This window comes from Rhodococcus koreensis, assembly GCF_900105905.1.
Lineage (GTDB): Bacteria > Actinomycetota > Actinomycetes > Mycobacteriales > Mycobacteriaceae > Rhodococcus_F > Rhodococcus_F koreensis.
In genome coordinates, this window is sequence record NZ_FNSV01000005.1 from 6,233,409 (window position 1) to 6,247,021 (window position 13,613).

At 67.9% G+C, this 13,613-nt stretch carries 13 protein-coding genes; 5 read left to right on the plus strand and 8 right to left on the minus strand.

All coding sequences use genetic code 11. The features are described from left to right. Positions 1-15: 15 nt before the first annotated feature. Positions 16-1,881, minus strand: coding sequence for a zinc ribbon domain-containing protein (locus tag BLV94_RS32910; RefSeq protein ID WP_244163860.1), 1,866 nt, complete (start codon positions 1,879-1,881; stop codon positions 16-18). A 630-nt stretch (positions 1,882-2,511) separates the two neighbouring features. On the opposite strand from BLV94_RS32910, the gene BLV94_RS32915 reads away from it, so the two are divergent. Next, positions 2,512-2,700, plus strand: a complete 189-nt coding sequence (locus tag BLV94_RS32915) for a hypothetical protein (protein WP_371851531.1) — start codon at positions 2,512-2,514, stop codon at positions 2,698-2,700. Between the two features lie 342 nt (positions 2,701-3,042). Here BLV94_RS32915 and BLV94_RS32920 read toward each other — a convergent pair whose 3' ends face one another. Then, on the minus strand, positions 3,043-3,564 hold the full coding sequence (locus BLV94_RS32920; RefSeq protein WP_072937117.1) for a thioesterase family protein: 522 nt from the start codon (positions 3,562-3,564) through the stop codon (positions 3,043-3,045). A gap of 45 nt (positions 3,565-3,609) precedes the next feature. Here BLV94_RS32920 and BLV94_RS32925 point away from each other — a divergent pair, with 45 nt between their 5' ends. After that, positions 3,610-4,158, plus strand: a complete 549-nt coding sequence (locus tag BLV94_RS32925) for a TetR/AcrR family transcriptional regulator (RefSeq protein WP_072937118.1) — start codon at positions 3,610-3,612, stop codon at positions 4,156-4,158. Positions 4,159-4,226: 68 nt separating this feature from the next. Here BLV94_RS32925 and BLV94_RS32930 read toward each other — a convergent pair whose 3' ends face one another. The 3 genes from BLV94_RS32930 to BLV94_RS32940 all read right to left on the minus strand — a co-directional run bounded on the left by BLV94_RS32930 (position 4,227) and on the right by BLV94_RS32940 (position 7,941). After that, a complete protein-coding gene (locus BLV94_RS32930) occupies positions 4,227-5,243 on the minus strand; it encodes an Rv3169 family protein (protein WP_072937119.1) in 1,017 nt (338 codons plus the stop codon). A 28-nt stretch (positions 5,244-5,271) separates the two neighbouring features. Next, positions 5,272-6,570, minus strand: a complete 1,299-nt coding sequence (locus BLV94_RS32935) for an MFS transporter (protein ID WP_072937120.1) — start codon at positions 6,568-6,570, stop codon at positions 5,272-5,274. 129 nt (positions 6,571-6,699) lie between these two features. Continuing rightward, the gene (locus BLV94_RS32940; RefSeq protein WP_072937121.1) at positions 6,700-7,941 is read right to left on the minus strand and encodes an acyl-CoA dehydrogenase family protein; all 1,242 of its coding nucleotides are present in this window, start codon (positions 7,939-7,941) and stop codon (positions 6,700-6,702) included. A gap of 151 nt (positions 7,942-8,092) precedes the next feature. Between BLV94_RS32940 and BLV94_RS32945 the strand changes: the two genes are divergently transcribed. Together BLV94_RS32945 and BLV94_RS32950 are read left to right on the plus strand one after the other, a co-directional pair. Next, positions 8,093-8,545, plus strand: coding sequence for a MaoC family dehydratase (locus BLV94_RS32945; RefSeq protein WP_072937272.1), 453 nt, complete (start codon positions 8,093-8,095; stop codon positions 8,543-8,545). Between the two features lie 20 nt (positions 8,546-8,565). Beyond that, complete coding sequence (locus BLV94_RS32950) at positions 8,566-9,582, plus strand: NADPH:quinone oxidoreductase family protein (protein WP_072937122.1); 1,017 nt, start codon at positions 8,566-8,568, stop codon at positions 9,580-9,582. Positions 9,583-9,592: 10 nt separating this feature from the next. Here BLV94_RS32950 and BLV94_RS32955 read toward each other — a convergent pair whose 3' ends face one another. Next, positions 9,593-10,633 carry a phosphotransferase family protein gene (locus tag BLV94_RS32955; RefSeq protein WP_072937273.1) on the minus strand — a complete coding sequence of 347 codons (1,041 nt, stop codon included), beginning with the start codon at positions 10,631-10,633 and terminating at the stop codon, positions 9,593-9,595. Between the two features lie 122 nt (positions 10,634-10,755). Here BLV94_RS32955 and BLV94_RS32960 point away from each other — a divergent pair, with 122 nt between their 5' ends. After that, on the plus strand, positions 10,756-11,553 hold the full coding sequence (locus tag BLV94_RS32960) for an SDR family NAD(P)-dependent oxidoreductase (RefSeq protein WP_072937123.1): 798 nt from the start codon (positions 10,756-10,758) through the stop codon (positions 11,551-11,553). A gap of 13 nt (positions 11,554-11,566) precedes the next feature. Here BLV94_RS32960 and BLV94_RS32965 read toward each other — a convergent pair whose 3' ends face one another. Together BLV94_RS32965 and BLV94_RS32970 are read right to left on the minus strand one after the other, a co-directional pair. Continuing rightward, positions 11,567-12,280, minus strand: coding sequence for an SDR family NAD(P)-dependent oxidoreductase (locus BLV94_RS32965; protein WP_072937124.1), 714 nt, complete (start codon positions 12,278-12,280; stop codon positions 11,567-11,569). After that, complete coding sequence (locus BLV94_RS32970) at positions 12,277-13,611, minus strand: PucR family transcriptional regulator (RefSeq protein ID WP_072937125.1); 1,335 nt, start codon at positions 13,609-13,611, stop codon at positions 12,277-12,279. The genes BLV94_RS32965 and BLV94_RS32970 overlap by 4 nt, the downstream gene beginning before the upstream one ends. Positions 13,612-13,613: the final 2 nt, after the last annotated feature.

A 13,613-nucleotide genomic window follows, 5' to 3' on the forward strand; every position in this document is an offset into this window, starting at 1 on the left:
TTTCGTCATCTACGGCTACGTGGCGACGTACATCGCGCAAGCCTTCTTTCCCACCGGGAACTCGTTCGTCAGCGTCCACGTAGATCTCATACTATCTACCACTGGTGTGGCGTGTGTTGGAGATGGACGTGTGTCACGGCTACCCGCATCACCGTGAGGTGGTGCGGGTTTGACCGTGTCCCACACCGACGCTTCGGGTGCAGGAACATATCTGTTCGGAGTCACCCCCGCCCGCGGTGTCACGGTGGGCAGGCTGCGGCGGACCCGGCGGTGCCGCGGCCTGCTCGGGGTCGGACTGGTCTTGTCCCGAGACTTGCGGACCGGCGCGTGCTCGGCGACCCGGACCGCGGGCATCTGCCCCCGCCGCCGGGTCACCTTGTGTTTGCCGAGCAGCGCTCGTTTGGCCAGGTTCACCCCCGCGACGTGGTCGCGGTTGCCGCCGACTCGGCAGCGGGAACACCACGCACTGTGGTAACCGCCGGGACGTGCGAGCGGTTCGTCGCAGCCCGGACACAATGCCGACGATCCGCGGGCCGGAACCGACACCACCGTGATGCCGACCTCTGCGGCGGTGTGCGCGAGGGCAGTAACCGCCTGGCGGCGGGCCGACTGCGCGGCTCGGTTGTTGTTGACCCGGCCGTGCCCGCGGGTCTCGAGGGTGGTCAGGTCTTCCACCGCGATCACCTGCGCGCCCGCGGAGGTGGCGTAGTCGGTGACCTGGCGGGCGAAGTGGAATCCCAGTTCCCGGTTGATCCTGCCCCGTTTGACGCCCACCGCAGTCCGGTGGTCATTCAGGACGGCGATCTTCGTCTCCAGTCGGGCGCGGACCTCAGGAGCGGCGGTCGCGGCCAGCCGCGTCAACCGGGCCGCCTTGCGGTGCAGCAGCTGCCCCTCGTTCTGCAGGCGGGCGAGTTTGGTCCCGAGGCCGCGATCGTCGTAGGTAACGCCCCGGTAGTCCGAGAACAGCCCGTCCGAGTCCTCGGCGGTGATGGCGGCGGCACCCAACGTGGACGGGGACCAATCCACCCCGACCGCGACGGTGGCCGATCCCAGGTCACTCTCGGGGACGAGTTCGGTCGCGGCGCACCGCCACAACAAACCTTTCCGGTCGAGGGCCAGGGTCGGTAGATGCCAGTCGGTGATCGCCCGGCCGTGCAGGTGCGCGGGGATGGTGGCGGTCAGCCGGACCCGCTGCCACTGCGCCCGCCCCGCCGGGGCCGGGCAGGTCGGCAGCTTCACCGTCAACACCAACTCACGGTCTGTCACGGTGATCTGTGCGAGCTGCCGATCGGCGGCCGAGAGCCGGGCCATCGCGCTCGTCTGCGGTGGTCCCTGGACGTCGGTGATCCGCAACCGCGCCGAGGGCGCCCCGTCGGTGCGGCGGGCGTGGGCGAGGAGCTGGCGCCGCACACCCCGGGCGAAACCCAACGGCACCCAGTCGTCCGGCTCGGTCGGCGGCGCCAGAGTGCCGGTGGCCGGGTCGAAGCGGGCCGACAGTGCCGCGATCGCGGTGTCCCGGTAAGCCAGAGTCCGCAGGGTCGCCATCACCTGCGCCGTCACCACCCTGCTCACGCGCGAGGGCACGTAGACCCCGTTCGGGTAGTGCGGGTTCCAGCCGAGGCGGGCCGCGGCGACGTGACCCTGTGCGGGCAGCCTGCGGTCCTGGCGGTCCAGGCCGGCGGCGAGGACGTCGAACGTGACCGGCTGCCACAACCGCGCCACCAACTCGGTGCCGGCCGCGGCGATCAGGTCGAGGAGCCACCCCACCCGGGTGTCGACGTCGTCGAGGCCGATCGGTTCGCCGGTGATGTCGTCGACCGCCACGTGGGCGCGGGTGGTGAACGCGAACTGCCGCGGCGCAGTCGATCCCGGCCCGGTCATGCCGGCCGGCCCGGCGCCAGGAACAACCCGAACAAGCCCGGGCTGATCCCTCTCCCGTGCAGAACCGCCGCCGCCCGGCAAGCTCATCGATCACCTCCATTCCCCACGGTCTGCTACCCCACCTCTCTCAGGGCCTCGACTGTAACGCCGACCTCCGACAAGAACCGCTCGATCCGCGCTACCGGCGAATCGGGGCAATCGATCCCACCCCACCGCACCACCGGGTGTCGGCCCGAGCCGCAGGGTCGAGCATCCGCCCGCGCCCCGCCCGCTGCACTCTTGAGACACGAACCGCGATCCTTGCAGATCCGCGATCCCGCACCAATAACATTCTCCCGCACCATGTTGCTGATCGGCTGGCGATCCCTCCCGTCCTACCGAACCCGGGACCCCTATGAATACCTCCTCGATCTCGGGAGTCGCCCCCGCACAACCTGATGCAGCCCTTCCTGGATAGGCGCCCGGGTCCGCGCGACCACAGAGTTGGGGACCCGAACCCGCGCGCCGAGACGGCAACCGGGGCCTCCGTCTGCGCCCTTGCGCACCCGACGACCGACAGCCCACGAACTCCGCAGACGCCAATCCGCGGGGACAGACAGGACCAGAAACTGGTAGCGAGTATTAGATACATTGGCAACAGATGAGAGCCTCTTGCTGACCTTCGGCGCCTTTGCCGCCAGCTTCGTGGCACGCCCCCTCGGTGCGGTGATCTTCGCGCCGTTGGGTGGCCGGTACGGCAGGCGAACGGTCCTCTCCGTCGTCATCACCCTGATGACGCTCGCCGCGGCGGGCATCGGTGTGCTGCCCACCTACTACTAGATCGGGCTTGCCGCACCGGTTCTCCTGACGGTGCTGCGTCTCGTGCAGGGAGTCTCCGCGGGAGCGACGGTGTCGCTCTGGGCGCCCTGGTCGTGGCGATGCCGACAACCAGGTTTCATGCCAGCCTGGAGTCGGGACTGGCCGGCCAGATGCGCAGAACGGCAGCGGGAATCGAGTCTCGCATTCGTGACCTGAGGTCGTCCGACGCCACGTGAGTCGGGCCGCGTTGACGGCATCCGGCACTACTTTTCCGCACACGCGCACCTTCTCGGCCGCCGTAGCGAGTGCGGGAACCGAGAAGGTGAGCGTCAAGGGCTGGTGGAAGCCGTCAGTCCGACGCCGTCACCGCGCGGCCCTGGCGCGGACGCCCATCGCACCGCAGACGGGGGCGGGCCAGTCGACGTCGGTGCGGGCGAGTTCCCGGTCAACCGCACCGGCGACGTCGCCGGCGAAGGGCACGACCCGGCGGCTGGTGAGGTCGACGTGGGTCGCGGTGACCTCGAGTGTGCTCGCGAGGCGTTCGGTGGTGTCGTCGACGAGGAACGCCATGGCGTGGACGACCTTGTCCGAGCGTTCGACGATCCGCGCGTGCACCGACACGCGGTCGCCGACGTGGACCTCCGCGTAGTAGCGGATGTGGTGCTCGGCGGTGAAGAAGCCCTGGCCACGGGTGGCGCGGTAGTCGTCGGTAATGCCCATTCGATCGAACACTTCCGCGATCGCCTGCGCCTCGAGGTCGAAATAGTGGCGGATGTTCATGTGGCCGTTCTCGTCCTCGTAGGCGGATGGAACGAGCAAGGGCCCGCACTCGCGGGGCAGTGCAACCACCTGGAGGTATGAGGGGATTTCGGCTGGTGACGTCATCGGTCCATAATAACGATCGTTAACAACGAGTGCTAGAATGCAGCTGTGGACCGGAACAGGAAGATCCTCGACACCGCCGCAGAGCTGTTCTACGAAAAAGGCTTTCACGGCACGAGTGTCGATGAACTGGGCTCCCGTGCCGGGCTGAGCGGTCCTGCCATCTATCGTCATTTCTCAGGCAAGGACGAGATTCTGGCCACCCTGTTCGACGAGGCGATGGACGAGTTGATCGGCGCCACCGAACCGGTGCACGAGGACGCGGATCTCGATCTCCAGCGGATGATCCGCCACCACGCCCTCTATGCTGCCCGGCACCGCCATCTCGTGAACGTCAGCCAGCGTGAGGACCGGTCGCTGGTCGATCCGTGGCGGAAGGCGATCAACCGCCGGCGCAAGCAGTACGTCCAGGGGTGGGAGGCCGCGGTGGCGCGGTCGATCCCCGCCGCGTCACCGGCGGAGGTTTCCGTGGCCACCCAATCCTGCCTGGGCATGATCTTCTCGATCGCGTACTGGCCCGCCAAGGTGACTCGCACGGCCGGGCTGGCCGATCACATGGTGAGGATGGCGAGCGAGGGCCTGGACGCTTTCCGGTAACAGCACACCGGTAGTAGCACTCTGCCCCTGCACCTATCGGTAGATGCAGGGGCAGAGTCAGTCTCGGGCTAGGTCGCGATGCTGGAGCGGTACGTGTAGGACGACGACCGCGACAGGGCGAACTCGAAGATTCCGTAGCCGGTCTGCCCGTTCCACTCGAACGTGCAGCACCGGTCGGTCAGGGCCGAGTCGAGGGTCGTCGGCCCGACGGATCCGTCGAGCGGATAGACGTCGAACTCCTGGAAGTCGCGGCCACGGACCTTGCCGTGGTGTCCGCCGTAGCCACCGCCCGCCATGTAGCCACCGCCGGCGGAGGCGTCCGCACCGATGCGGTAGGTCGCGCCGCCGGCCGTCACGACCTCGATCGTTCCCCCGGTGAGGTCGTTGCCCGCGGCGAACGCCAGGTCGTGCCGGACGTCGGTGATGTCGTCGAGTCGGCCGTCGTCGTGCATGACGGCGCCTTCCAGCAGAATTCGGCCACCTCGACGGTCCTCGACGAGCAGGAACCCGAACGTGCGGTCCGGGAACTGCGCCTGGTACCAGATGTGCAGGCCCTGTCCGCCGGACATGGTCCGCACCCCGCGGGAGCGGTCCCGCAGGCCGTACCACCCGCCGACGTCGGTGGCGGACCCGTCGAGGGTGAGAGTGCCTTCGTAGCGGCCGGGCTGGAAGAGATGGTCGAACGACGTGACGTTTCCGTCGGTGTTCTCCACATCCACCGATCCGAGCCAATACGGTGCCCGGGCGCGCCAGACCAGGTCCAGTTCGAGTCCGGTTTTGTTCTCACCCAGCTGGATTCGCCAGGTCGTGTTGTCTTCGAGCGTCTCCCACTTCAGCGGCCCGACGGAGGCGGCGTCGGTCGCGTCGTGCTCGGTGGAGAAGCGCAGGTTGCGCTGCTCGGTCTCCGTGGTGAGGACGACGAAACCGTCCACGACGTTCCGCGGTGGATAGACCCCGGCGCCGAGGATCACCGACGGCGCGGCGGCGCCGTCCGGATGAAGGTTGAACATGAACCGGTCGAAGAACCTCTCCGGCATGTCAGCAGTGGCCCGGGTTACCAGGGCGTCGTGGAATCCGTCGGTCATGCGTACTCCTTCTGGTCGACGGTGGGTATCAACTGGAGACCGGCGACTTCGGCGCCGATGTCTCGTCGACAGCGTCGACCTCCTTGTGATCGAGGGTAAAGCGGTAGGACCCCATCAGCAGCAGGCAGACGATCCCGACACCGACCAGCACGATGATCGGCAGCGCTCCGGCACGGTAGGAACCGGTGGCGCTGTAGACCTGTCCGAGCAGGAAGATGCCGAACGCCGACCCCTGCGCGTAGAGGAAGTAGATGAATCCCAGCACCCGGCCGTAGGAGTGCTTGGGGAAGTATCGGCTCACCATGTAGGCGGCGAGATCACCCTCGGATCCCAGGCCGAGACCGATCAGGACGGCGCCGACGAACAGCAGGCCGGTCTGCGACGACGTGATCATCAGGAAGACGCCGACCGCGCACAACGCGAAGATGATCGAGCCGATGGCGGGGGCGTAGAACCGGTCCAACAGGTAGCCGACCAGCAGGCGGGCGGAAACCGACGCCAGGCTGAGGACGGACAGGATCGAGACGGCGGTGCCCTGGCTGATGCCCTTGTCGGTGGTCATGGGCACGATCTGCGACATCAACCCGAAGGTTGCCGACGACACCAGGAAGATGGCGATGGAGAGCAGCCAGAACTGCCGGTACTTCCGGGCCACGGTGAGGAGGGACTCCCCGGCCATCCGGCCTTGTAGGCGCGCGGCCATGCGCTCGGCCTCGTGTTCGGCCGGCATCCGGGTGACGAAGGCGTAGACGGCGGCCGGGATGACCGTGCACAGGGCGCCGATGACCAGGAACGCCAAGCGCCATCCGCCGATGCCGAGCATCCAGTTGGCTAGATACGGCATCAGTACACCGCAGGAGCCGAGGCCGGCCATGAGAATGCCCAGCGCCATGCCGCGCCGGTCCTGGAACCACGCACTCACCACGGTCGAGTGCGCGACCGGGTTCACGGCGCCCGCTCCGGCGCCGATCACCACACAGAGCAGGTAGAAGACGAGTTGATTGTTCGGCAGTGCGGACATCAGCATCAGGCCGATTCCGAACGCCAGTGACATCGGGACCGAGGGGATCTTGGGTCCGTACCGGTCGATGAGGAAGCCCAGGATGACGATGCTGATGCCCACCAGCACCGTTTCGATGGACAGGCCGTTGCTGATGACGCTGCGTTCCCAGCCGAACTCCTGGGTCATGGGCTTGCCCAGGATGTTGAACAGAACGTTGACCGCTGTCGTGCCGAACAGCAGTGTCATGAAACCGGTAACGACATACCACCAGCGGTTCAGATGCCGCGTGGGCGCCTGCAACCCAGTCGTGCCGACTGCGCTCATGGAAGCTCCTGTCGATTGATATCGGTAGTCGGGGGCGGCGATGCCGCGCAGGGGATCCACGGTGAGTGGCCTCCGTCACAGATAACACCATATGGACAGGCCAAAGTAAAGGACAGTCCAAAAGGGTGACTAGCGATGGGACGAGAAGTCGAAGATCCTGCTCGCGATCCGGCGCAGCTGCAGCTCGTCCGTGCCCTCGGTGATGCGGTAGCGGCGGTGGTGGCGGTAGATGTGCTCGAACTGCTTGTGGCGGGAGTATCCGACGCCGCCGTGGATCTGGATCGCGCGATCGGCGGCGCGGCAGGCGAGCTGGTTGCTGCGCAGGTTCACCATCGCCACCTTGTCGGTGACGGCCGTCTTCCCGAGCTCGTCCATCATTGCCGCGGTCTTGTAGATCGTGTTGCGGATCAGTTCCGCATCGGTCTGGAGTTCCACCAGTTGCCACTGGATTCCCTGGTGCTCGTGCAGCGGCTTCCCGAAGACGACCCGCTCCTGCGCGTACTTCACGCTCTGGTCGATGCAGTACTGCGCCGCACCGAGCGACGACGCCGCCTGCCGGATCCGGTTCTCGTGGACGAACAGCTGCGCGCAGTCGAGGCCGCGGCCGACCTCCCCGACCACTGCGCTCGCCGGGACCCGCACGTCGTCGAGATGGACTTCCGAATGGTCGCTGGGCATGTTGAACGTCCAGTGGTTGAACGGAACGGAGAACCCGGGCGCGTCCGTCGGTACCAGGAATGCGGTGATCCCGTCGGCCTTGCCGGCCTGCCCGGACGTGCGCGCGAACACGAGGTCGACCTCGGAGCAGTCGACAAGGCTGTTGAAGCGCTTCGCCCCGTTGATGATCCAGTCGTCGCCGTCACGCCGGGCCGTCGTTTCCAGGTACGTCGCGTCGCTGCCGTGCCCGGGCTCGGTGAGACCGAACGCGATCTCGATGTCGCCGCGGATCAGTGGTTCGAGGTACTGCTCCCGCTGTTCGTCGGTACCGTATTCGTGCAGTACGAGCGCAAGGGGGAGGTTCGCGACCACCGATGCCTCGTCGGCGTGCGGGAAGTGCAGACCGGAGCCCCGGGTGAGGAGGTGCTCGCGCACGACGGCCATCGCGAGGTTGCTCCCGTCGTTGCCGCCGAGCGCCCGGGGCAACGGGAACCGGAAGAACCCGGCGGCGTCGGATCGGCGCCGCGCCTCGAGCAGCAACTCGCGCCACTCCTGCTTGGGGAATCCGTCCCGTTCCCAGTCCGTGCGGGCGTACTCGCGGCGGTGGTCGAAGAACTGCGGGTGCTTGGCCTCGAGCGGGGTGATCTCGCGATCGATGAACGCGTCGAGGTCGGTGACGAACTGCTGCACATCGTCGGGAATGGTCCAGTCCATAGGGCGTCCTCCGCTTCGGTTTCCTGATGCATCGGACGGTAGGGAGCGGCGGCACCCACAGCCACGAGGCCGCCGCGCCGCACTGTTGATTTCTCCAGTGCCGAATCGACGGTTCCTGTGGTGCGCGCGGTCGCCGTGGTTGCATGCGGCCATGCTGAAGCTGAACGGGATCGACGAGTTGGTTGCGCGGGTCGGCACCGACCTCGGCACGACGGACTGGTACGACGTGACCCAGGACCGCATCACGGCGTTCGCGCACGACACCGAGGACTTCGAGCGGATCCACGTCGACCCCGAGCGGGGCCGGGAGGCCGGATTCGGCGGCACGATCGCCCACGGAATGTACACACTCTCGCTCGGGCCGAAGTTTCTCTACGAGGTCTTCGAGATGAACGGGCATTCGCTGGGACTCAACTACGGGTTCGACACGGTGCGGTTCCTGAACCCCGTCCCGGTCGGTTCGCGGATCCGCATGACGGCGCGACTGCAGGATGCGCGACCGATCGACGGCGGATATCGGTTCACGATCCGGCAGACCTTCCAGATCGAGGGTCACGACAAACCCGCCTGCGTCGCGGACGCGGTCGTGGCCTACTTCCACTGAATACGAGGAGAGTGACGTCCATGCGCGCAGTCGTCGTCGAGGAACTGACCGGCCCGGAGGCCGCGACGTTGGCAGAGGTACCCGAACCGCACGGCGCCCACCCCCGGGCGGACGGACAGCGACTACTCGTCGACGTGCACGCCGCCGGCCTCTCGTTCATCGACCCCCTGCAGACCTGGGGGAAATACCAGAACGGCGTGCCCACACCGTACGTGTGTGGCAGCGAGTTCGCGGGTGTCGTGGTCGAGGCGCCGGGCGGCACCGACCTCCGGCCGGGCGACCGGGTCGGCGGAATCGTCTGGCACGGCGCGCTCGCCGAGCGGGCCCTGGCACTGCCCGAGTACACGGTGAAGATCCCGCCGTCGATGTCGTTCGTCGAAGGCGCGGCGCTCTACATGAACTACTCGACGTCCTGGTACGCGCTGCACCGGGCGCAGGCTCGGCCGGGCGAGTACGTGCTCGTCCACGGCGCGGCGGGTGGGGTGGGTACCGCGGCGCTCGACCTCGCGGACACGTTCGGGGTGAAGGCGATCGCGGTCGTGTCCAGCGACCGGAAGGAGGCGGTCGCGCGCCACCACGGCGCGCACGCGGTGGTGCGGTCGGACGGGCCGTGGCTCGACGAGGTGCGCGACCTCACCGACGGTCGCGGCGTGCACGTGGTGATCGACCCGGTGGGCGGCGACCGGTTCACCGACTCCCTCCGCGCACTGCGCCAGGGCGGGCGACTCGTCGTCGTCGGATTCACCGGCGGCTCGATTCCCACCGTCAAGGTCAACCGTCTGCTCCACCGCAATCTCACCGTCACGGGAATCACCATGGACAACATGGAAACCGAGTATCCCGGCACGCTGCGGATGGTTCGGGACGCCGTCGAGACGCTGGCCGCCGAGGGACGAATACGGCCGTATGTCGGGGCCACGTTCCCGCTCGAACAGTCGGCGGCCGCACTGCGCGCGCTGGACGACCGGGCCGCGCTCGGCAAGGTCGTCGTCGAGGTGGTACCTCGCGGTGTTACGGAAGTGGTGCCGTCGGCCTGACGGCACGGGCTCAGGGAACCGCCGGCGTGCCGAGGACGGCCAGCCCTCGTTCGACGACCTCGGCGAGGCTCTCCGCGGCGACGACCAGCGCGGGGTCCGGGTCGGGGCGCCTCCGGTTGCGTTTGACGAAGACCGACATCGTCGACGCCGTCTTGTAGTAGCAGTAGGCCAGGAACCAGTCCAGGTCGGGAATCGGCCCGTCACGCTCGGCGCGGTAGGCGGCGAGGAGTTCGCCGCGCGACGGCATCCCGGTTCCCGCCGCGACGTCGGCCGCCGGACGGGACCGCCGGAACCGGTGCGCGGGGTCGGTGTGCATCAGCAACCACGCAAGATCGGTGCGGGGGTCGCCGACGGACCAGATCTCCCAGTCGATGATCGCGGCGAGGTCGTCGCCGGCGAACAGCATGTTCGCGAGTCGGTAGTCGCCGTGCAGCAGGGTGGGAGCGACCCGTGCGGGGATGCGGTCCGTCAGCGCGGCGTGCAGTTCGGCGTGCCGAGGCGCGATGTCATCGTCGACGGTGTCGAGCAGGCGCTGCCAACGCGCGAGTTCCTCCGCGACGGTGACGACCGGTTCGTCCCCGACTCCCAGCGCGACGGGATCGAGGTTCTGCATCCGTGCGAGCATCCCGGCGGCTCGGAGAGCGCGGACGGCAACCGTGTCGGCGGACGGCGGGGAGCCGGCTTCGTCGAGGAGCGGTTCGTAGGACTGTCCGTCGACGAGGGTCATGCCGAAGTACGGTGGCCGTTCGGGTGTTCCGTTCTCCTCGAGGAGGATCGATGGCACCCGGACGCCGGGCGCCGCGCCGAGGAGACGGATGATCCGCGCCTGCCGGAGGACGTCGCGGTTGCGGACCGGTTCCAGTCCGGGGGGTGCCATCTTGAGGACGATGCCCGCGTCGGGCACGCCCGGGCGGCTGAGCACGGCCCGGTAGGTCAGGCTCGACACCCCACCCGGCAGTGCCGAGGGCGCCGATATCGCGGCTCCCGGCCATCGGCGATCCGCGGCCGCCGTCGCCCGTGTGGTCAGCGTGTTCACATCGAATTCCGTCACGTCTCCACGATCGGGCCGGTCGGCCGGCACCGCAAACACGCGCGTCGCTGTCACTGAAGAAATCCACAGTGGTCCCTCGGTGGTTGCTTCGGATGATCTCCGGTGCGTGGTAGAGCTTGTCTATGACATCGATCAGCGGATATCGGTCCCGGAACGATGCTGGGCTGGAGCGGTTCTCGTTGCACGGCAAGGTCGCGGTGGTGACCGGGGCGTCGTCCGGTCTCGGTGTGGCCTACGCGCTCGCCCTGGCACGCGCGGGTGCCGACGTCGTCCTCGGGGCGCGGCGTGGCGACAAACTGGCCGACACCGCGGAGCAGGTGCGGAAGTACAACCCCCGCGTGGTGGCGGTGGAGACCGACGTGACGCAGGTGGACCAGTGCGACCGCCTCGTCGAAGCCGCCGTCGAGGCATTCGGGCGGGTGGACGTCCTCGTCAACAACGCGGGCACCGGCGGTGAATACCACCCCGTGACGGAGGATCCGCCCGACCACTTCCGGTCCGTCGTCGACGTCAACGTGCACGGCTCCTACTGGATGATTCAGGCGTGCGCGCGGGTGATGGGCCGCGGCAGTTCGATCGTGAACGTCTCCAGCGTCATGGCTCTCACGACGGCGAAGATGCCCGCCGCCGCGTACAGCGCGAGCAAGGCGGCCGTTCTCGGGCTGAGCCGCGACCTCGCCGCGCAACTCGGTCCGAGCGGAATCCGGGTGAATGCCATTTTGCCGGGTGTCTTTCCGTCCGAGGCGACGGCGCACTACAGCGAGAACTACAAGCGCAAGATCATCGACGCGCGGATACCCCTCGGACGCATCGGCGATCCCGAGGACATCGCCGCGGTGGTGGTGTTCCTGGCGAGCGACGCGTCCGCGTATCTGACCGGGGTGAGTCTTCCCGTCGACGGCGGCGTGCTGGTGAACTGAGCACGCGCGGACGCTATCGGTGCTGCGCCACCGAGGAGGTGACCGTGCGGGTGTTGAGGCCGTCGCCGGCGTCGACGGTGAGGAACTGGCCGGTGACGCTGCGAGCGGTGGGGGAGGCGAAGAACGCGACGGCATCCGCGATGTCGGCCGGGTCGACGAATCCGTTGGGCATCGACGCGAGCCACGCGTCCTGGATGTCCTGAGGCATGGACAGGATGCCGGAGCTGGCCGTCATCCCGGGCAGGACGGCGTTGGCGGTGATGCCGAGGGCGACGTTCTCGGCCGCCACCGTCTTGACCAGACCGAGCAGGCCGGCCTTCGTGGTGCTGTACGACACCTGGGCCGGCATGCCCTGCGTGCCTGCGGTACTGGAGATGACGACCACGCGGCCGTATTCCCGTTCGCGCATCCCCGGCAGGCATTGCTGCAGCACTCGGAAGGTCCCGGTGAGGTTGACCTCGAGGTCTTTTCGCCACTTGTCGATCGACAGACTGTGTGCGGCGCCGAACATCGTCGTCAGACCCGCATTGGCCACGTAGACGTCGATGTCGTCGAGGGGCGGCAGTTCGTCGGCGGACATGTCGGCCTGGTACGTGCACCCGGGTGCACGGTCGAGCGTGACCACCTCCATCCCGTCGGCTTCGAGTCGGGCGACGATGGCCTTACCGATACCGCCCTCGCGTGCGGCACCGGTTACCAGTGCCTTGCGGCGGTGCGGGTCGGTCATGCGGATCTCCGTTCGTCGGGCAGTGCATCGATGCGTCCAGTGTCGTCGCATTCCGCTTCGGCGCAGCGGTTTTCGACGTGGAAGGCCGGATGGTCGCGAAGTCGGAGGACGAGAAGCGCGGTATGGATGCTCAGTTGATGAGACGCGTCACCGGTGACGTCGAGGCCGGTGAGGGCGTGCACTCGCGACAACCGGAGGCGCACCGTGTTCTCGTGCACACCCAGACGCGTGGCGGTGCGGCGCATGCCGCGATTCTGCTCGAACCAGACTGCCAGGGTGCGAATCAGTTCGGTCGACGTCGCGTCGTCATCGAGGAGGGGGCCGAGCATGTCGTCGATGTAGTGCCGGATGGCGGAGATCTCGCCGTTCGCGAGGAAGAGCCGGGCCGGTCCCAGATCGTCGACGGCGAGAACGCGATGCCCCGTTCCGTGAGTGAAACGGTCGATGCAGCGCACCACCTCCCGTGCCTCGCGGTAGGCGCGGGTGAACGAATCGGGTTCGTACACGGATGACACCCCGGCGATCAGACCTCCCGTCGGGCTCAGTTCGGCGGCCGCCGCCTCGAGGGTCGCGGTGATGCGCCGGACGACGGTCGGGGACGCGACGTGCTCCGGTGCCTCGATGAGCAGGAGGATTCCCTCCGAACCCCGAGTCGACAACACCTCCATGCCGAGAGCACGCTCGGTGTGCTCGGCGAGGGAGCGGTCGAGATCCTCGGGTGTTCCGTCGGATCCGCGGACATACACCAGGGACCGGCGGGCGTGGACGTTCACGCCGAGGTATTCGGCACCGGCCGCGAGATCGGCCCAGGCGCCGGAGCCGCGAACGAGTTGGCGGGCGAGTGCGGACCGCGCATTCCAGGCCACCCGGGTGATGCGACGCTGGGTGAGGAATTGCGCGCCGATGCGGCGGGCACAGCGGAGGGTCACGTACTCGTCCGTGGGATGGAACGGCGTGGGTTGTTCGTCGACGACGAGCCATCCGAGGTGTTCGCCGCGTTCGACGATCGCGCTGAGGATCTTGCGCCGCGACAACCCGGTGCCGAGTTCGGCGGGCAACAGCACGGGTTCCGCACTGGTCGGGGTGATCGTGTGCTCGCGCACGATCTCGCGCAGTGGTGGGAACGTCGTCTGCCTGCCGGCATCGGGCCGGGAGGACGCGACGACGTGTCCCTGGCGGTCGAAGAGGGTGACGGCTTTGCCGGTGGCCTCCGAACAGACCCGGACGATCGCGGACAGGCAGTCGACGGCCACCGCGGCGTCGTCGAGAAGCTCGTCCAACGCGCTGAGCGGAAGGTGCCTACGGTCGGTGCGCTCGTCGGAGGTGGACATCA